Below are 18,285 nucleotides of genomic sequence, written 5' to 3'. Positions count from 1 at the left end.
CCGGTCAGCTAGAGACTATTGGCTCTTTTCGATGTCGTAGGCAAAGAACTGCGAATTCAGCCCGTTGACCGGATACCCGCTGACACTGGCGCTCGATACCACGATCTGCGGATAGAGATAAAGCCAGTTGCTGGCCGCGTCCTCGGCGATCAACCGGTTGGCTTCGGTCAGTCTTTCGACCTGCTGATCGACAGTTTCGCTCGCCTCGGCCGACGCGATCAGCTCGATCACCTCGGGATTATCATAGCCCCAGTAGAAATCGGGATTGCCGTAAAAGACGATATCGCGGTGATTGACGTGCTCTTGCAGCGTCGCCTCGAAATCCTGGGCCTGATAGATCTTGGTGTACCACTCATTGGCGGTGATGATGTTGATATCGACGGTCACCCCGATTTCCGCCAGCGCGTTCTGGACGAACTGGGCCACCAGCGGATGCGGATCGTAATTGGGCGTATCGAGCGTGAAGCTGAACCCCTCGCCATAACCGGCCTCTGCGAGAAGCTGGCGGGCGCTTTCGGGATCGTAGGGATCGACATCGGTCAGATCGACATACCAAGGGTCGGTGGGCGGCACGAACGAGCCGATCAGCGTGCCGTATTCGCCCCAGATCGAGGCCAGCAGGCGTTCCTTGTCGATGGCCCGCGCCAGCGCCTTGCGTACCTGGACGTTGTCGAACGGCTCGACACGGTCGTTATAGGCCAGCAATTCCTTGGTGGTGGAAGCCCCTTCGGTGACGGTAAACTCGGGATTGCCGTCGAACAGTGCCAGGGAATCGGGGCTCTGCACCGAGGGAATGATGTCGATGGCACCGGTCAGAAGCGCGTTGTTCTGGGCGGTCGCCTCGGTGAAATAGGTAAAGACCACGCCGCCATTGCTCGGGGCTTCACCCCAATAGTCGGCATAGGGCGTCAGCGTCAGCGAGGTGCCGCGCCGCCAATCCTCTAGCTGGTAGGGCCCGGTGCCGTCGGCGGACGAGGTCAATTCGGTCGCCGCGTCGTTGACGATCCAGACATAGCTCAGATTGTAGGGCAGCGAGATCGAGCGCTCGCTGAGCGTGATGACGACCGTCAGATCGTCGGGCGCTTCGATGCTTTCGATCGTCGCAAGCGAGTTGCGGCGCGAGCTTTGCGATTCCGGCGCTGTCACGCGCTCGATCGAATATTTGACGTCGGCTGCGGTCAGCGGATCGCCCGAATGGAAGGTGACACCCTCGCGCAGGGTGAAGGTATAGGTGAGGCCGTCTTCGCTGATCTGATAATCCTCGACCAGAACGTCCTCGACCTCTCCGCTATCAGCCAGCCTGAACAGCCCCTCATAGACATTGCCGTTGAACGCCTCGGTGACCCCCTGCCCGGCGCCGGCGGTGTTGTCGAGGTTTTGCGGCTCATAGAGCGAGCCGATGCGGATGACGGCATTGGCATCCTGGGCGAACGCCATGGGCGCGGCCACCGCCAGCGCGAGCACGGCGGCTCCCGAGAGTGCCGCGACGCGCCAATGTGAAACGAAATGAGACATGCATCCAGCTCCTTGTCTGCCAGCGCGGGCCAAAAGCCCGGCGCCAATGGTCTTCATATCTAGCCCGCCGCGCCAATCGCTTCATCGGCACGAGAACGACAATCTTTGCGTATTTCCAACCAATTCGGCAATGGCATTCCTGCCCGGCCTGTTCCCGGATCGACACGCGATTTTTACCCATGGGCTGTGATTGCCCCCAGCAATTGCTTAAATGAATAGCACTTGGCCCGGCAAAAAAGAGCGAAGCGAGAGATCATGGTTACCATCACCACCCGCCCCACCACCGTTTCCGCCCATCTCGATAAAGAAGGTCGGGGAGAAGTTCAGGCCCATTCGGGCGCGCGCATGGCGCTGGCCGCCATGGCCAAGGACGAGGGCATGACCCCGCTCGAATTGATGGACGCCGCCCTTGCCGGATGCCTCGTCCTGAGCGCCCGCATCGCCGCGCGCAAATTCGGCTGGCAGGACCGACTGGAAAGTGTTTCGGTCGATGTGACGCACACCAAGGGCGAAGGCGCGCCATCGAGGGTCGCGCAATTCGCCTGCGATTTCGACATCAAGGGCGATTTCACCGACGAGGAGCGTCAACGGCTCATCACCGAATCCCACGCCGTGTGCACAGTGGGCAACACCATCGAGCGCGGCGCCGATATCGTGGACGTCGAACGGCAATGAGCGGCAAACCCTATATCGACCAACTCGATCTTAGCGACGCCACGCCCGAGCAGAAAGCGGCCCATGATGAGGAAATGCGCCTGCGCGGCCGCATGACCAACATGAAGCGCACGCTTTTGCACTCCCCCGTGGCGCTCAGGGTCTATGGCGAATGGTTCGCGCTACGCGACGAGCTCGCCCCCGCGATCGGCGACCGCGCCATCCTGACGCTCTGTTTCGCGATAAGCGCGCAGATGGACAACACGGTCGGCATGGCCTTCATGCGCCGGGGATTGGCAGGTCTTTCCACCGATGCAACCCCGACAATCGCAATCGACCTCGGCACCATCGAAGCCTTTGGCAAGGCCTTCGCCGCCGATGCTAAGGCCATCCCAAGCTCGGTATGGAGAGAGCTCTTGCAGGCGCTACCACCGAGAACCCTGGTCGATCTCACCGCCCTGGCGGGTATCATGATGGCGACCAACGCCTTCATGGACGCTGTCGGAACCGAGCCCGACGCCGAACTCTCCGCATTCATCGGGTAAAACGCAAAGGGCGACGATCACTCTCGTCCGCCCGATTAAAAAGAAGCCGGCATCGCTGCCGGCTTCCCGTCAGACTCATTGCCTCCTATTCGATCCTGAACAGCTTCTGGGCGTTCCTAAAGCAGATCTTTTCCATGTCGTCCTGCGGCAGATCGAGGGAGTTAAGCACCGCAATGGTGTCGCGGATATAGCCGGGACCCTTTTCGGGATCGAAGGGGCTGTCGGAAGCAAACAGCACCTTGTCGGCGCCGTAGAATTCCAGTCCGCACACTGTCGCGGCGCGCGAACCGAACACGGCGGTGTCGGCATAGAAATCCTTGAAGTAATCGAAGGGGCGTTTCTTCAAATTTCCGAGGACGTGGCTCAGATCCTCGGTCGATGTACGTTTGCCGAGCTGGTCCTGCCCCGGCCCGACGCGGCCTTCGAAATAGGGCACCATGGCCCCCAGATGGTGGGCGAGGATTTTGAGATTGGGCAATTTGTCCATCATGCCAGAAAGCACGATGCGCGCCATGGCCGCGCTGGTCTCGTAGGGCCAACCGAAGGTCCACCAGATTTCATAGCGCGATTTGTCTTCGGTGAGGTAGTCGGGCATCTCCTCGCCGCGCGAGGGATGCAGGAAGACCGGGCGGTCGAACTTCTGGGCAGTTTCGAAAATACCGAAGAACTGCTCGTCGTCGAGCGGCGCGCCGTTGACATTGGTGTGGATCTGTACGCCCACCGCACCGTCATTGGCCGAGAACACGCGCTCGAGCTCTTTGACCGCCTCTTGCGGATTGTTCATGGGCAGCGCGGCGAGGTAGCCGGGGAACCGTTCGGGATATTTGGCGCAGAGTTCGGCGAAGCCCTCATTGCCCAGCCGCGCCAGCTCGGGGGTTGCATCGGGTCCGCCCATCGCCTCGATGGGAGGCATCCCCAGGCTCACGATCTGGCGGTAGTTCTCGAACCGGTCCATCACCGAAAAGCGCTCATCGAGATCGAAGATGCAGGGGATGTTCTGCATGCGCTTGCCGATGTTCTTGCCGGCCCCCTCGAACGTCTGAATCTTCTCCCAGAGCGGCTTGGGGAAGAAGTGGTTGAAGGCATCGATATACTGCATCTGAAGCTCGCTTTCTTGGAAATTTGGCAGCGCCGATCCGTCCGGCCAAACCACGGGCCGGCGCCAATTGAGGGATTGTAGTTTGGGGAGCGGGAAAACCCGCTCCCGTCTAGACCGTGGGGATGACGGTCAGCGCCGGGAACCACTGACCGATCAGGGTCTGCGGCCACGGAATGCGCAGCAACTGGTCGAAGACGAAGTAAACGAACAGAGTGAGCACCACGGCCTGCCCCAGAATCTGGGTCCACTTTTCCCTGCCTTCGAACCACATGTAGAGAGCGACGAAGATCGGGATGGTGGGAATAAGGCCAATCGTTGCCATCAGAGCGATGAACAATACCAGATAGCCGAAGAAGATCGCCGACCGTAGCAGCACAGTGCGGATGCCGATCTCGCTGTGATCGACCGAGGTATCCATGAACATGCCCTCGGGCACCTCTCCGGCCGCTTCGCGGGCTTCCATGATCGAGCGGGAGAACACGATGTTGACAAGGCTTATGGTACAAAACCCGATCGTTGCGACACCCACTGCGATCGGACCGACCTTGGCGCCCCACGGCCAGGACATGGCCTGGACAAGCGCGTAACCCACGATCGCGATCAACGCGACATAGAACAGATCGCCAACCCGAAACTGCGGGCGCCCGAGATAGCTGGCAATGCCTTTGGCCCCGCCAAAGCGCTTGAACTGCTTGTAGAACGGTCCGACCAGGAGCAATGCGGAGCCAGCGAGCAGGATCACGACCAGCGGACGCGTCAGCCAATCGAAGCCATAGCGGGTGGTCGAGATGAACATGTAGCGTTCGATCAACGCGCCGAGGACGAACCCGAGCATCAGCGGCGGGCGCGGCCATTTCAGTTGCTTCATGATCCAGCCGAGCACCGCAAAGCCCAGCAGCGCATATAGGTCACCCCAATTGCGCGACGACTGGAAGGCGCCGACATAGACGAACACCAGTACGGCGGGCAGGATCAACGTGTAACGCAGCGTCGCGATCTTGGCCAATTGGCCCGAGAACAGGAAGCAGATGCCGGCGCCCAGAATATTAGCGATGGCGATTGACCAGACCATCGAATAGCTGATGGACAAATTGGTGGTCAGCATTTCAGGTCCCGGAACGAGACCGTGGATGAGGAACACCGAGAGCAGGATGGCCATGGACGCCGAACCCGGAACGCCAAAGGCAATCGTGGGCACCAGTGCGCCGGCGGTGATGGCGTTATTGGCCGATTCCGGCGCAATCACACCGCGCACGTCACCCTTGCCAAAGGTTTTGTCCGCGCCCTTCACCGTCTGGGACGCCCAACCATAGGCAATCCAGTCGACCACCGAGGAGCCCAGGCCCGGAACCGCGCCGACACCGGCGCCAAGCGCGCCGCCGCGAACGACGAGCCACCAGTTCTTTATGGCATCCATGAAACCGGTCTTCATGCCGGTGCGCACGTCATGCTTGGATTTGTCGGTGATGGCCATCTTCTTGATGGCGAGGTCGGCAAGTTCGGGCAGCGCGAACAGGCCAAGGACGAGCGGCACGATGGGCAACCCATCCCAGAGATAGAAACTGCCCATCGTATAGCGCAGCGTTCCGGTTTGCGGATCGGCGCCGATCATCGAAAGCAGGATACCAAGACCCGCTGCAACGAGGCCACGGAGCGGCGCGGTTCCTGAAAGCACCGCCACCATGGCGATACCGAAGACGGAAAAGCCCAGCAGCTCGGGCGAACCCACGTGAAGCATAACGGGCCGCAGCACCGGGATCGTCAGCGCAAGGATCAGCGCACCGACAAGGCCGCCGATCAGCGATGCTGTGTAGGCAGCGCTCAATGCCCGCCCGGCCTCGCCTTTCTTGGCCATCGGGCTGCCGTCCATAACGGTGGCCTGGGCTCCGGCAGAGCCCGGCACGCCGAACAGCACGGCAGGAATGGTATCGCTGGTTCCCGTGACCGCCGACATGCCGAGCAGCATGGCGAAGGCGGCGTAGGAATCCATGGTGAAGGTAAACGGCAGCAGCAGAGCCATGCCCGCCAGACCGCCAATACCGGGCACGATGCCGAGAAACAATCCCAGCAACACGCCGCAGCCCAGCATCATCAGGCGGAACGGGTCCGCCAACGCCACGAGGGCGTCCGATGCTGCACCCAGTACGCTGATATCCATAATTGAACTATCCTATTGCATCCACAGGGGCCCGGCTTAGAGGCCGGCGCTCCAGGGCTCGGGAACCAGGCTGCGGGCCTTGGCCTGCCGGACGTAGAAGTTCCAGAGCTTGGCGACATGGAAGTCGCGTGGACCCGAAATCATCGCAATTTCCTCCTCGGTGAGCGGCAAAGCCTCCTGCCCCGCCTGCAACACCATCATCTGCTGTTTCGCGTTTTCCAAAAAATGCACTGCGTCCACGAAAAGGCCGGGAACGGATTCGGCGACCAACACCATCCCATGCGATCTGATAAGCGCCGCATGGTGCCGATCGAGCGTACGCGCCAGCGCCTGTCCCTGCTCGGTGGTCCGAATGAGGCTTGGGTCGGGATGGGTCGGGATGCCGCTGGCCCAGCGCACCGCCTTCGCCCGCATCGGCTTGAGCTCGACGCCTTTCATGAGCGTAAAGGCGATGGCCAGCTCCATGTGACAATGGAGCACCGCTCCGATATCTGGCCGCGCCTTGAGGATTTCGAGGTGCAGGGCGAGTTCGAGGGGCGGCTTGAGATCACCCTCGATAACGTTGCCTTCCATATCGACGGTAAGAATACGGCCCGGCTCGAGTTCGGCACGCGAATCGGAGGCCGATTGGATCATGAAATGATCGGTCCCCGGTATCCGCGCGGCGATGTGACCGCTGTAGTCGAGGATTCCCTCCATGACGAGCATGCGGGTGGCGGCGGCGATCTGTTCGGCTAGCGCCGAATTGCTGTTCTGGCTCATATCTTCCCGCCCCTATTGTGCCACGCCAATGAACTCGGCGAGTCTTGCGGCAACGTCGGGCGGGGTGGAGATGATTTCCTCTGCGGTTTGCTGAAGCTCGGCACCCGAGACTGGGATAACCGACAGGCCTTCATTCGCCGCTGCCTCGATGAAGGCGGGATCGACAACCATCTGGTCGAAAGCATCGCGCAGCGCCTGCAGTCGTTCCTGAGGCACGTTGGGCGTGCTGAAGATCGGTCGCCCCATCGCCGTGGGAGCCGAAAGCATACGCAGAAGCTGTTCGTCCTCTTGGTTTTCGGCCAGCTCGTAGAGCAGCGGGACGTCGGGCAGGTCGGGTTCCCGCTGCAGCCCGATCTGGACCAGCACGTTGATCTGTCCCTCTTCGTACCAACCCAGCGGCTTGAGCGACGCCCAATTGACGCTACCCCTGCCGTCCACTTCCCCCGATTCCATGGCGAAGTTGATGTCGTTACCGCCCGGATAGCCGGTAATGATCTCGAATTGGGTTCCCAAAAGCGAATTCATGATCGAGGGATATTGCGATGAGGTCGACCCGCCGGTTGCGCCGATGGCGATAGGGGTTTGTTTGGCGTCATCGACAGTCGCTACGTTGGACTCGTGCCACGTGATCAGCACGTTGTTTTCCATGGCCGGACTGCCGACATAGCCGAACTGGCTGGCATCAAGTTCAAGCGGTTCGCCCATCGCCTGGGCCACCGCCAGCGACTGGTCCGCAGTACCGATCACGGTGCCGTCCTGGGGTGCGACGTTATAGATATATCCTGCCGCCAGCCGGCTCGAAGCGCCGGGCATGTTGCGCGGCACGATCTCGGGATTGCCCGGAATGTACTCACCCAAATGGCGCGCCACCAAGCGGGCATATTGGTCATACCCACCGCCGGGCGAGTAGCCGATGATCATGTCGATCGTCTTGCCGCGATAGAATTCCTCAACGCTATCCTGCGCGAGAGCCGGGCCGCTTACCAGAAGTGCGGCAAACGCAAGCCCCAGGGCTCTGCCGTTCGTGTGGAACATGCTCACATTCCTCCTCCTCGATTGCTCCGCGCATGCCAGTGCGAAGTTCGGCGCACAGTAGGGCTCAACCCGAAGGTCGCGTCAAGAGAAAATATAGAAAAATCCCTTAATATGAGAAATTGAAAAACAGGAAAGGAAACAGTGACTTCACGAGAGAAGGTTCGCATAGGCGCTAAAAATTAGGGACCGCGTGGCGAATAGATGGCTACGGAACACGCCGGAGCGCTATGACTTCGGCTTACCAATCCCGAATAATGGCATAAGAAAAGAAGCTCCGGCCACCACCAGCAGGATGCGCAGGATATGGTGCGTGGAGACCAGTGCCACCTCCAGTTGGAGGGCAAGCGCCAGCAGTCCCATCTCGGCCAACCCGCCGGGCGAATAGGCCAGCAGCAATTCGGTGAGCGTGTACTGGGTGAGGTGCGATACCCCCCATGCAAACATCACGCTCAACCCGATCATCAACACCGATGAACCCAGCGACACGAGAAGAATGTGCAACAGTTCCAGTGTTCGGCTGCCCGCGAAACGGCACCCGATCACCGTGCCCAGCACGAGTTGCGCGAGAACGACCAGTTCCCAGGGCGGCTTGAAGGTTGAAAGCCCCGTGATATGAACCGCGACACTGACGAGCAGCGGCCCCATGAGATAGCGCGAGGGAAGTTTCACGTAACGGCCGATCAACAACCCGCCGACAAGGGTCAGAACCAGCCAGAAATAGGCAGCGGCGTCCATCTCGAACATGGAAACGTTCTGCGCCGTATTGCGCGCTATGGAAGTGCCTTCAACCCATTGGACGATGAAGGGAATGGAAAAAACTGTAAAGACGATGCGCGAAGCATGCACCAGCGCCACGCGCCGCATGTCCGCACCGCTGTTTTCGCCCATCAGCACCATTTCCACCAACCCGCCGGGCATTCCGGCGAAATAGGCAGTGGGAAAATCGTAGCGCGCGACGAAGCGGAAATAGGAGACGCACACCGTTCCGGCCACGGCCATGAAGGCAACCAGCCCCAAAATTGTGGCCCACCAGCTCCCGATCTGACTGATCAGGGCCGGCGAATAGCCCGCCCCCATCATCACCCCGATCATGGCCGCCATCGGCGGCCTGAAGGCCACGGGAGAGGCGAGAGGCATTCCGAACAGGCAGACAAGGAGGCAGGCGAACAGCGGGCCGAGCATCCAGGGCATGGGTGTCCCCAGCCAGCTAAAGACCAGCCCGCCCACGATCCCCACGCCAATAGCCAGCGCCATGCGGGGGTAATCGAGCCCGCGATAGCTGTCGATCATCGCCACCGGCAGTCCCCTTCGTTCAGCGATGGCCGGAGAAATTGACGTGTACGGTTTTTTCCTGCGTGAATTCGAGCAGTTCGCCCAGCGATTCCTCGCGCCCAAGACCTGAAAGCTTGTAGCCGCCGAACGGCGCGCCGGGGAAGTGCTTCGAGACCTCGTTGATCCAGACATAACCAGCCTCGACTTCCGCCGCCATCCGGTGGGCCTTGGCCAGATCATTGGTCCAGATGGAGCAGGTCAGCCCGAAATCGAGGCCATTGACCTCTGCCAAGACCTGCGTCTCGTCCTCCCAGGAAAAGACCGACAGGACGGGTCCGAATATCTCTTCGCGCGCGATGCGCATTTGCGGCGTCACGCCGGTAAAAACCGTGGGCTCGATGAAGCATCCCTCGGCCAGTTCCGGGGCGTTGGGGTGCTTGCCACCGACCAGAAGCCGCGCGCCCTCGCGCTTGGCAGACTCGATGAATTCCATCACCCGGTCATATTGCCGACGGTTGATGAGCGAGCCCATGCTGGTGGCCGGATCGCCGGGGAGGCCCGGGCGATATTTTCCGATCTTGCCGATCAGTTTTTCCAGCACGGCATCGTGAATATCGGCATGCAGGAACGCCCGGCTGGTCGAGCCGCAACTCTGGCCGCACCAGGTAAAGTTCATCCCATCCACCATCGCCTCGGCCACCGCGTCCGGATCGGCATCGGGAAACGCGACCAGGGCATTCTTGCCGCCCAACTCGAGCAGGACATGCTTGAGATTGCCCGCCGCCGAACGCATGACCGCCTTGCCCGTGGGAACGCTCCCCACCAACCCGATCATGGCAACCTTGTCGTGACTTGCCAGCGCTTCACCCAGCTCGCGCCCGCCGGTGAGCAGGGAAAAAACGCCGGCGGGAAACAGATGCCCGACGAGTTCGGCCAGTTTCAGCCCCGAAAGCGAAGCCTGTTCGGGCGGCTTGACGATACACGCATTGCCTGCCGCAAGAGGGGCAGCCATCCGGCTGGCGGTGAACATGAAGGGGTGGTTATAGGCCACTATCCGCGCCACCACGCCCAGCGGCTCACGCCGGGTCAGGGTCAGCGTCCCATCGCGGCTCGGAATGGTTTCGCCCTTCATTTCGGTGATCAGGCCGGCAAAAAAATCGAACCGCTCTGCACCCTGCATTACGTCGGCACGCACCTTGGTGATCGGATTTCCACCGTCGGCGGCATCAATAGCGGAGAGCACGTCGATATTGTCGCGGATGATCCTTGCCACCTCGCGCAAAATCTTGGCCCTCTCCAGCGGCGCGACCTTGCGCCAGACGGCGAAGCCCTTACGTGCCGCCTCAATCGCGGCATCGGCATCCTCGGCCCCGCCCTCGGGCACCTCGCCCAGGACCTCTCCAGTCGCAGGGTCCGTGGACGTGAAGCTCCCTCCCCCGATCGGTGCATGCCAATTGCCACCGTAAAACAGCGCGCGGTTGGGAATCAGTTCGGCAAGACGGGTCTGGTCGAGAGTCATATTGGAAACCGTATGCTAGAGCGTACCCAGCGCCAGTGGACGCCACTTTCGCCAATTGGAAAACGCAACAAATCGGGGAGCCGGATCGCTTTATCGATCCGGTCGGCATAGGCGGCAGCGCACACGAAGGGAGCGCGCTGCCCAAAGTGATTACTGCGCCAGCACGTAGGACCGCGTCATCTCGACGGCTGCATCCGAGACATTCATCTGGCTGTCGATCACATCCTGCAACTGGGCACCCGAAAGCACATCGAGATCGAGATTGCGTTGCGCCGCCGCTTCTATGAAAGCAGGATCGGCCGCCATGGCATCAAAGGCTGCCCGCAGAGCTTCGATCCGGTCTTCCGGGACGCCTGGCGTGGTGATCAGCGAACGTCCGATATCGGCCGCGCCGGCCACAAGGCGGAACATCGCCTGTTCGTCCTCGGTCTCTCCGAGTTGGCCGATGGCAGGCACCTCCGGGAAATCGGGGTGTGGTTCAGTGGAAAGCTGCCAGATGACGTTGACGATGCCATCGGCGAGCCATTCGGGGTTGGACGACTGAAGGCCCGCAAGGCCCGCCATCATGGCATCGACTTCACCGCTCTCGAGCGCAAGCCGAGCCGAGGCCACGCCCTCATAGCCCTGGATAATGTTGTACTGGGTGCCTTCCAGATCGTTGAGCATGAGCGGCACGAAGGCGGAAGCCGATCCGGCGCCGGTCGAGGCAAAGGCGACCGGGGTCGTCAACGTATCCTCGAAGGTTTCCACCCCCGTATCGTGCCAGGTGATGCCCAGTTCGTAATTGGCCGTCATCCGCCCGACGGCGTTGAATTCGGCGGCGTTGATATTGCCTGGAATGGCGCCGGTGGCGCTGTCCATGGCCACCGACTGCACCACCACGCTCAGCGCCGTGCCGTCCTGCGGGGCGACGGCGTAAAGATACTGGGCCGCCAGACGTCCGCCGGCTCCCGGCATGTTCTCCACGATCACGTCGGGATTGCCCGGAATATATTGGCCGAGGTATTCGGCAGCGAGCCGTCCATAGAGATCATAGCCGCCGCCGGGCCCAAAACCGACATAGATGGTGATGGTCTTGCCGCTATAGAAATCGGCCACGGCATCCTGGGCCATCGCCCCGGATACGGGTAACACCATGGAACACAGCCCGGCGGTAAAGCCCAACAGCACGGCCCTGCGCGAAGCGCGGTTCGTTTTGGTCATCATTGTTCTCACTCCCTGAAAGTCGTCGTTACTGCGCCACCACATAGGGCATCACCTTGTCGATGACGTCCTGGGGCACATCCATTTGCGTCGCGATCTCCGTCTGGAGCTCGGCGCCACTCATCGGCTCGAGCAGGTAATTGCGCTCCTCGGCGGCGGTTCTGAAATCGGGATCGGCCATCATGGCGTCGAACGCCGTCCTGAGCACCTCGACACGCTCTTCGGGTACGTTCGGGGTCGTGATCAGCGCCCGGCCGATTTCGGCAGCCCCGGAAACCAGACGAAGGGCCGCCCGATCGAGTTCGGTATTGCCGAGTTCGCCGACCGCCGGCGCGTCAGGCACCAATTCGTGACGCCGCAGGCCAAGCTGCCACACCACATCGACGACGCCGCCCGGAATCCAGTCCGGCCGCGAGGCGGTCATGCCGGCGATCCCTTGCATCGCCCCCTCTACCTCTCCGGTTTCAAGGGCCATCATCGCGGCATTGGCGCCTTGATAGCCCTGGATGACGTTGAACTGAGTTCCGACCATGTCGTTGAGCATCAGCGGCACGAAACTCGACGCCGAACCCGCACCGGTCGAAGCGAAGGTAACCGGCGTCTCCATGATCTCTTCGAGCGTATCGGCCTCGACGTCATTCCACACCATGCCCAACTCATATTCGGTGGTCATGCGGCCGATGGCGATGAAATCGCGCGCGTCGACCTCGCCGGGCAGGACGTTGAGCAGGCTGTCCAGCGCCATCGATTGCACTGGAACGCTGAGCGAAGTTCCGTCCTGCGGAGCGACGGCATAAAGATACTGCACCGCGATGCGCCCGCCCGCGCCCGGCATGTTTTCGACGATCACATCGGGATTGCCGGGAATATGGCGGCCGAGGAATTCCGAGACCAGGCGGGCATAGACGTCATAGCCTCCGCCGGGAGAAAACCCGACATAGATCGTTACGATCTTGTCGGTGAAAAAATTTGCGGCATCGTCCTGGGCCGATGCGGGGGCCGCAAACCCTCCTCCCAGTGCCAGCACGAGGCCGGTGGCCAGAAAACCGCGCCGCGTCGCGGCAAGCACGGAATGCATCTTGTTCATGGCATTGCTCCCTGCGGCTCCTCCGCCGCCCTTGTGAAAATCGTTCAGCCCTTCTTTTCGGGGGTCAGGGCGGCGATCAGCGCATCAGGATAGCTTGCGTCGGTGATCACCTCGACCACCGCCACGCGTCCCGCCTTCACCTCCGCGACCGCCGCCACAAGGGTATTGGAAAGGTCATCGAGCGCGGTGACCGGCCCGAAGCCGGCGCAGCCTTGGGCGGCGGCCATGTCGGCGATGGCGATTTCGGGATCGCTCATGCGCATGCCGATCCATTTGTTCGCGACCTCGCGGCCGCGCATGCGCGCCACCTTTTCCTGATGCACTTCGTCATTGAAAAAGGAGCGGTTGTTGGCGACGACGACCAGCAGCGGAATGCCGTAATGCACCGCCGTCCACAGCGCGGTCACCCCCATTAGGAAATCGCCATCGCCGCAGACCGCCACAGCGATCCGTTCGGACCCGATCTGGCGCAGGCCGAGCGCCGCACCGACCGCATGGCCGGGCCCCGCCCCAATGCCGCCGCCTCCATCCGAACCTAGGTAATCGAGCGGGTGGGCGAACGGCCAGTAGCCGCCATCCCAGGAAAGCGTCACATGGGTGAGACAGCTCTTTTCGCCTTTCAGAACATGGCGCAGGGCGAGCGCGATCTGTTCGACGCTAAGCGCTCCCTTCTGCCTTGGGATGGCCGGCGCCGGCGGGCAATCGCCATCCGCGATAATTTCCGAAGCCCCGAGCCGATCGGCCAGTGCAATCGTGAACACGTCCGGATCGCAATCGAGCACCAGATCGGCGAGGGGATGGGCCTGATGGTCCATCGACCATCCGTTGTGAATGTGGCGGTCGAGCCCGACACGGATGACCTTGCCTTTCGGTCCCTCGCGTCCGAAAGCGGCCGTCAGTGCCCCGTGCAGGTCGACCCAGTCGAGCGCGATGATCACATCGGCGGCTTTGAGCGCTTCAAGCGTCGCGGCCCCGCCTTTCCCGCGCAAGTCGCCGGCATAGGCGGGATGTGTAGTGGGAAAGGCAGTCGCGACCTTGAGATCGGTAATCACCTTGGCGCCCATCGCCTCGGCAAGAGCGATGCGGGCGTGCCAGGCCCGCTCGTCACGCGAGACGCGCCCGGCAAGCACCACCGGCGCCTTGGCGCCCTGGACCAACCCGGCGATCTCGTCGATGGTTGCGCGATCCACTCCGGAGCGGGGCGGCTGGACATACCGCGACGTGTCGGGGCGCGAAATTTCGCCCGTCAGTTCGGCTTCCTGCATTTCGGAGTCGAAATTGATATAGACCGGCCCCTTGGGCGCGCTTTCGGCCAACCAAGCCCCTCGCAACAATGCTTCCCGCGCGGCGGCGGGCGAGGCAGGCTGGTCGTCCCATTTTACGTAATTGCGCACCAGAGCGCCTTGATCTGCGGCGGTATGAATCCAGTCGATCCACGGGCGGCGTTTATCGGCGTCCACAGGTCCCGTGGCACCCAGAACCACCACAGGCATGCGGTCGCACCAAGCGTTGAAGATCGCCATGGTCGCGTGCATCAACCCCACGTTGGAATGGACGGCTGCCGCCATGGCCTTGCCCGTGACCTTGGCATAACCATGGGCGATCGCCACCGCGTGTTCCTCATGCAGGCACAGCAGTATTTTCGGATCGGCATTGCCCAGATAATTGACCAGACTGTCGTGCAACCCGCGAAAGCTGGCGCCCGGGTTGAGCGCGATAAAGGGAATATCGAGATCGTGCAGTGTCTGGGCAATGACGTCCGAGCCGAAACGCGGCGCGTTATCGGCTACGCCTAGCGGTTTTTCCACGGTATCGAGCGGCGTCTTTTCGGGTGTTCCGGCGTCCATCTCAACCCTCGGGTCCAATCTGGCGCGGCTCGATGCCGGCCTGACGGCACCAATATTCCCACGCCCGGTTGTAACCTTCGCCCGGCTTTGCATCGGCGAGCCGGGATTGGACCATGTCGATCTCCCCGTCGGTGAGGAAGGTGATGGGCCCCAAGGCCGAGGCCTGGATCTGCAGATTGGCGTTCACTTCGAGATAGACTGCGGTATAGACCGCCTCGCGGATCGAAGCGCCGACCACCGTCGAGCCGTGCCCCCGCATCAGGGCGCTACGTCCACCGCCCATGACGCCGGCGAAATCGCGCCCCATGTCGATGCTGGAGATCAGCAAATTGGTATCGCCGAACTGGTTCTGCGCGTCCCACACCGGCACGTCATGCCCGATCGTCGCACAGCTATGGACAACCGGACGCAACTTGGCGGGCGTAACCGTAAAGGGGATGACGCTGCGCGAGTGGCTGTGGACCACCGACTGAACGTCGGGACGAGCCTCATAGAGGCTGCCGTGAATGAAGCGCTCGAGGAACGGCTTGCGCGTGTCCCCTCCGACGGGGGTACCGTCAAAGGCGAATTCCATGATGTCTTCGCGTTCGACGAGCTGGGGAGCCTTGGCGCAGGAAAGAAAATAGGTATCGGGATTATCCGGATTGCGCACGCTGATATGGCCAAAAGCGTCGCATACCCCCTGCGAAGCCAAAATGCGGTTGGCCGCCACCATATCATCCAAAAGATCGTCATGCGCAGACACGAATAGAATCCTCCTCGCCTTAGCCACCTCACAGCATCGCGATAACGCCGCGACCCGAGCAAGCTAGTGCGATGGGACAGAAGCTGTCAACCAATAACGATTATAATCCTACATTATGCGAATTAATCCGAAGTTGGGCGCAGACGCGGTTTATAGAAACCGCGGCCCTGCTACCGCTCTGCGGGCTATTCGAGAGATTTGGAAATGATCCGGGCGCAGAACAGTACGCGCTCGCCGATCGATTCCAGTCGCTCCTCGGCCATTCCAGCCTCGGGCAAGGTTAGGCTAAGGCTTCCGATGATTTCCTGCTTGGCATCGAAGATAGGTGCGGCAACGCCCATTACGCCCTTGGTCACCTGCCCTTCGGTGTGCAACCAGCCGCGCTGGCGGATACGCTTGAGGGTTTCCCGCACCGCAGGCAGCGAATCCCCAAGCCCGGCAGCCTTGAATTCCTCGACCTGCTCCTCATAGAGCTTGGTAAGCTGATAGGTGGAAAAATGGGCCAATATGGCGAGCGAAGCGGCGCCACGCAGAAGCGGCCGGGCCTTTCCGCGCTCGTAGGTCGAGCGAAACTGGCTGGTACTGGTCTCCTGGTGCACGCAAAGCACTTTTTGACGATAGCGGCGACACAACAGCGAAATGCACGAATACCCCGTGACCAACTCATTCATCACCGGCCGGGCCACGTGAATGAGCGGATCGGTGGTGACGATTTGATAATCGAGTTCGATGAATCGCGGCCCCAGCGTGTAGCCCCGCCCGGGAAATGTCGTCAGGAATCCCGCATCGGCCAGAGTTTTGAGATAGCGATAAAGCGTCGAGCGCGAGAAGCCCAGTCGGGCATACATCGCGTCGAAACTCCATTCCGGATGTTCAAGATCGAAAAGATCCAACACACTTAGCATTCTCTCATGGCTGAGCACGATGACTTTTCCCTTCCGTGAGGCTTGGGGCGCACATATGCCGCCCCCGATCGGGTGAATCCCGTTTTGAATCCATGCCAATCATATCTTGCGATCCCGAAACCCTCAACTTTTGCGCATTGCGACAAACGCCTGAATAACGAAATGCACATCAAAAGTTTTTCACACGTTTCGCATAAAATGAGATTTTCTAGATTTTTTGTTGACGCCCAAACTCCTGCCCACTAGTTTTCGTTCGCAACCAAACAACAGGGCGGGTGGAGAATATGAACACTCAGGTACTCATCGTGGGCGCAGGTCCTGTCGGGCTCACGCTCGCGATCGATCTTGGCAAGCAAGGCATCGATTGCATCCTGATCGAGAAAAAAGAGGCCCCTGAGTTTCTGCCCAAGATGGAACGCTGCAACGCGCGTACCATGGAGATCTATCGTCGCCTCGGCGTCGCGGCACATATCCGCGAGGCGGGCCTGGATCCCGATGTGCCCATGGACGTCTTCGTCATCACGAAGATGACCGAGCCGCCGTTGCTGCGTCTCGAATACGACTCCGTCAACGCCGCACTGACGGAGATTAATGCCAGCGAGGACACGTCCCTGCCCGCCGAGTCCTATCAATTGGTTTCCCAATATACGCTCGAGCCGGTCCTCAAATCGATTGCCGAGAGCCTTCCCTCGGTCAAGGTGATGTACGGCACCGAATTCGAGTCCTTTCGTCAGGACGAAACGGGCGTCACCACCACGGTGCGGCGCACCGACGGGCAAACCTTCGATATCCGCTCGAGCTACATGGCCGGTTGCGACGGCGGGGCAAGCCGGGTCCGCAAGGCACTCGACATCTCCCTGCGCGGCGAGGGCAATATTCTCAAGCTCCGTCAGGCGCTCTATCGCTGCGACGAATTGTTCGACCGCATCCCGCTCGGCGATGGCCCCGGGCACGGTCGCCATTATCACGTGGCCGACAACCAATCATCCTTCCTGATCATGCAGGACTCGACCCGGCATTGGACCTTGCACGCAGTCGTTGAAGACGATGCGGCCATGGCCACCCAGTTCGAAAGGATCGTGGGTGCTCCGATCGAATATGAAATGCTCTATGTGGGCGAGTGGAAGCAGAATCTTCTGCTGGCGGATCGATATGGCGAAGGCCGGGTGTTCCTGGCTGGCGATGCGGCCCATTTGGTTATCCCCACCGGCGGACTGGGCATGAATACGGGTGTGGGCGATGCCATCGACCTGTCCTGGAAGCTCGCGGCCACCATCCAGGGCTGGGGTGGTCCCAAACTGCTGCAATCCTACGAGATCGAGCGCCGCCAGATCGGCGACCGCAATATCGGTGCCTCGCGCTATGCGTCCCTGGGTCGCCGCAAATGGCGTTCCCAATGGGCGCCCGGCTTCAACGACGATACGCCCCAGGGCGAAAACCTGCGCCGCAATCTGTCCGAAGTCGCGGATGACGAACAGCGCAAGACCAATGAAATGATCGGCGCCGAGCTGGGTTATCGCTACACCGACAGTCCGCTGATCTGGGACGAGCCCGGCGGCCCCGAGCATCTGTTCCGCACCTACAATCCTACGGCCTGGACCGGCGTCCGCCTGCCCCACATATGGGTCAAACCGGGCGTTTCGATCAACGATCTGATCGGGCGCAACTATGCTGTCCTGCGCATGGGTTCCAAGGCCGAGGCAGTCGACGCCATCGTTGCGGCCTTCAAGCAGATCGGTGCCCCCATTACGGTGCTCGATTTCCCCCAGGATCGGTTCCGCACCCTTTACGGCTGCGATTATTTCCTCGTGCGCCCCGACCTCCACATCGCCTGGCGCGGCAACGAGCTTCCCACCGATCCCGCCAAACTGGCCGCCGTGGCAACGGGGTATTCCGTCGACGGGATGGCCCGCTACCACGCAGCATAATAGTTTGGGCG

The 18,285-nt window shown here is 61.1% G+C and carries 15 protein-coding genes; 3 read left to right on the top strand and 12 right to left on the bottom strand.

What is annotated here, in order from left to right; genetic code table 11:
• Positions 1-15: 15 nt before the first annotated feature.
• Positions 16-1,437 (bottom strand): ABC transporter substrate-binding protein, encoded by a 1,422-nt coding sequence (locus V4T21_RS14960; protein WP_332718480.1) that lies wholly within the window; start codon positions 1,435-1,437, stop codon positions 16-18.
• Between the two features lie 333 nt (positions 1,438-1,770).
• Here V4T21_RS14960 and V4T21_RS14955 point away from each other — a divergent pair, with 333 nt between their 5' ends.
• Together V4T21_RS14955 and V4T21_RS14950 are read left to right on the top strand one after the other, a co-directional pair.
• Entirely contained in the window at positions 1,771-2,190 is a 420-nt protein-coding gene (locus V4T21_RS14955) for an OsmC family protein (RefSeq protein WP_332718236.1), read from the top strand.
• On the top strand, positions 2,187-2,714 hold the full coding sequence (locus tag V4T21_RS14950; protein ID WP_332718234.1) for a carboxymuconolactone decarboxylase family protein: 528 nt from the start codon (positions 2,187-2,189) through the stop codon (positions 2,712-2,714). The genes V4T21_RS14955 and V4T21_RS14950 overlap by 4 nt, the downstream gene beginning before the upstream one ends.
• A gap of 85 nt (positions 2,715-2,799) precedes the next feature.
• Here the strand turns inward: V4T21_RS14950 and V4T21_RS14945 are convergent, their stop codons facing one another.
• The 11 genes from V4T21_RS14945 to V4T21_RS14895 all read right to left on the bottom strand — a co-directional run bounded on the left by V4T21_RS14945 (position 2,800) and on the right by V4T21_RS14895 (position 16,346).
• Positions 2,800-3,813, bottom strand: a complete 1,014-nt coding sequence (locus V4T21_RS14945) for an amidohydrolase family protein (protein ID WP_332718232.1) — start codon at positions 3,811-3,813, stop codon at positions 2,800-2,802.
• Positions 3,814-3,922: 109 nt separating this feature from the next.
• Positions 3,923-5,971 carry a tripartite tricarboxylate transporter permease gene (locus V4T21_RS14940; RefSeq protein ID WP_332718230.1) on the bottom strand — a complete coding sequence of 683 codons (2,049 nt, stop codon included), beginning with the start codon at positions 5,969-5,971 and terminating at the stop codon, positions 3,923-3,925.
• A 36-nt stretch (positions 5,972-6,007) separates the two neighbouring features.
• Entirely contained in the window at positions 6,008-6,733 is a 726-nt protein-coding gene (locus tag V4T21_RS14935; RefSeq protein WP_332718228.1) for a class II aldolase/adducin family protein, read from the bottom strand.
• A gap of 12 nt (positions 6,734-6,745) precedes the next feature.
• Positions 6,746-7,768, bottom strand: coding sequence for a Bug family tripartite tricarboxylate transporter substrate binding protein (locus tag V4T21_RS14930; protein WP_332718226.1), 1,023 nt, complete (start codon positions 7,766-7,768; stop codon positions 6,746-6,748).
• A gap of 225 nt (positions 7,769-7,993) precedes the next feature.
• Positions 7,994-9,058 carry an AbrB family transcriptional regulator gene (locus tag V4T21_RS14925; RefSeq protein WP_332718478.1) on the bottom strand — a complete coding sequence of 355 codons (1,065 nt, stop codon included), beginning with the start codon at positions 9,056-9,058 and terminating at the stop codon, positions 7,994-7,996.
• Positions 9,059-9,080: 22 nt separating this feature from the next.
• Positions 9,081-10,559: an aldehyde dehydrogenase family protein gene (locus tag V4T21_RS14920; RefSeq protein WP_332718224.1), complete on the bottom strand. Its 1,479-nt coding sequence runs from the start codon at positions 10,557-10,559 to the stop codon at positions 9,081-9,083.
• 150 nt (positions 10,560-10,709) lie between these two features.
• Positions 10,710-11,765, bottom strand: a complete 1,056-nt coding sequence (locus V4T21_RS14915; RefSeq protein WP_332718221.1) for a Bug family tripartite tricarboxylate transporter substrate binding protein — start codon at positions 11,763-11,765, stop codon at positions 10,710-10,712.
• Between the two features lie 25 nt (positions 11,766-11,790).
• The gene (locus tag V4T21_RS14910) at positions 11,791-12,849 is read right to left on the bottom strand and encodes a Bug family tripartite tricarboxylate transporter substrate binding protein (protein WP_332718219.1); all 1,059 of its coding nucleotides are present in this window, start codon (positions 12,847-12,849) and stop codon (positions 11,791-11,793) included.
• 44 nt (positions 12,850-12,893) lie between these two features.
• Positions 12,894-14,696 (bottom strand): thiamine pyrophosphate-binding protein, encoded by a 1,803-nt coding sequence (locus tag V4T21_RS14905; protein ID WP_332718217.1) that lies wholly within the window; start codon positions 14,694-14,696, stop codon positions 12,894-12,896.
• 1 nt (position 14,697) lies between these two features.
• A complete protein-coding gene (locus V4T21_RS14900; RefSeq protein WP_332718215.1) occupies positions 14,698-15,441 on the bottom strand; it encodes a class II aldolase/adducin family protein in 744 nt (247 codons plus the stop codon).
• Between the two features lie 185 nt (positions 15,442-15,626).
• On the bottom strand, positions 15,627-16,346 hold the full coding sequence (locus tag V4T21_RS14895) for an IclR family transcriptional regulator (RefSeq protein ID WP_332718213.1): 720 nt from the start codon (positions 16,344-16,346) through the stop codon (positions 15,627-15,629).
• Between the two features lie 284 nt (positions 16,347-16,630).
• Here V4T21_RS14895 and V4T21_RS14890 point away from each other — a divergent pair, with 284 nt between their 5' ends.
• Complete coding sequence (locus V4T21_RS14890) at positions 16,631-18,274, top strand: FAD-dependent monooxygenase (RefSeq protein ID WP_332718211.1); 1,644 nt, start codon at positions 16,631-16,633, stop codon at positions 18,272-18,274.
• Positions 18,275-18,285 lie beyond the last annotated feature (11 nt).

It is taken from the genome of Pelagibacterium mangrovi (assembly GCF_036662815.1).
Lineage (GTDB): Bacteria > Pseudomonadota > Alphaproteobacteria > Rhizobiales > Devosiaceae > Pelagibacterium > Pelagibacterium mangrovi.
The sequence above is the reverse complement of the archived record's forward strand: the minus strand, read 5'-3'. Positions and strand labels throughout refer to the sequence as shown.

Bases quoted from the DNA above. Each gene is read 5' to 3' on its own strand.
- V4T21_RS14890 (WP_332718211.1), top strand. From the start codon at position 16,631: ATGAACACTCAGGTACTCATCGTGGGCGCAGGTCCTGTCGGGCTCACG.
- V4T21_RS14895 (WP_332718213.1), bottom strand. From the start codon at position 16,346: ATGCTAAGTGTGTTGGATCTTTTCGATCTTGAACATCCGGAATGGAGT.
- V4T21_RS14910 (WP_332718219.1), bottom strand. From the start codon at position 12,849: ATGAACAAGATGCATTCCGTGCTTGCCGCGACGCGGCGCGGTTTTCTG.
- V4T21_RS14955 (WP_332718236.1), top strand. From the start codon at position 1,771: ATGGTTACCATCACCACCCGCCCCACCACCGTTTCCGCCCATCTCGAT.
- V4T21_RS14940 (WP_332718230.1), bottom strand. From the start codon at position 5,971: ATGGATATCAGCGTACTGGGTGCAGCATCGGACGCCCTCGTGGCGTTG.
- V4T21_RS14920 (WP_332718224.1), bottom strand. From the start codon at position 10,559: ATGACTCTCGACCAGACCCGTCTTGCCGAACTGATTCCCAACCGCGCG.
- V4T21_RS14935 (WP_332718228.1), bottom strand. From the start codon at position 6,733: ATGAGCCAGAACAGCAATTCGGCGCTAGCCGAACAGATCGCCGCCGCC.
- V4T21_RS14905 (WP_332718217.1), bottom strand. From the start codon at position 14,696: ATGGACGCCGGAACACCCGAAAAGACGCCGCTCGATACCGTGGAAAAA.
- V4T21_RS14925 (WP_332718478.1), bottom strand. From the start codon at position 9,058: ATGATCGACAGCTATCGCGGGCTCGATTACCCCCGCATGGCGCTGGCT.
- V4T21_RS14950 (WP_332718234.1), top strand. From the start codon at position 2,187: ATGAGCGGCAAACCCTATATCGACCAACTCGATCTTAGCGACGCCACG.
- V4T21_RS14960 (WP_332718480.1), bottom strand. From the start codon at position 1,437: ATGGCGTTCGCCCAGGATGCCAATGCCGTCATCCGCATCGGCTCGCTC.
- V4T21_RS14945 (WP_332718232.1), bottom strand. From the start codon at position 3,813: ATGCAGTATATCGATGCCTTCAACCACTTCTTCCCCAAGCCGCTCTGG.
- V4T21_RS14915 (WP_332718221.1), bottom strand. From the start codon at position 11,765: ATGATGACCAAAACGAACCGCGCTTCGCGCAGGGCCGTGCTGTTGGGC.
- V4T21_RS14930 (WP_332718226.1), bottom strand. From the start codon at position 7,768: ATGTTCCACACGAACGGCAGAGCCCTGGGGCTTGCGTTTGCCGCACTT.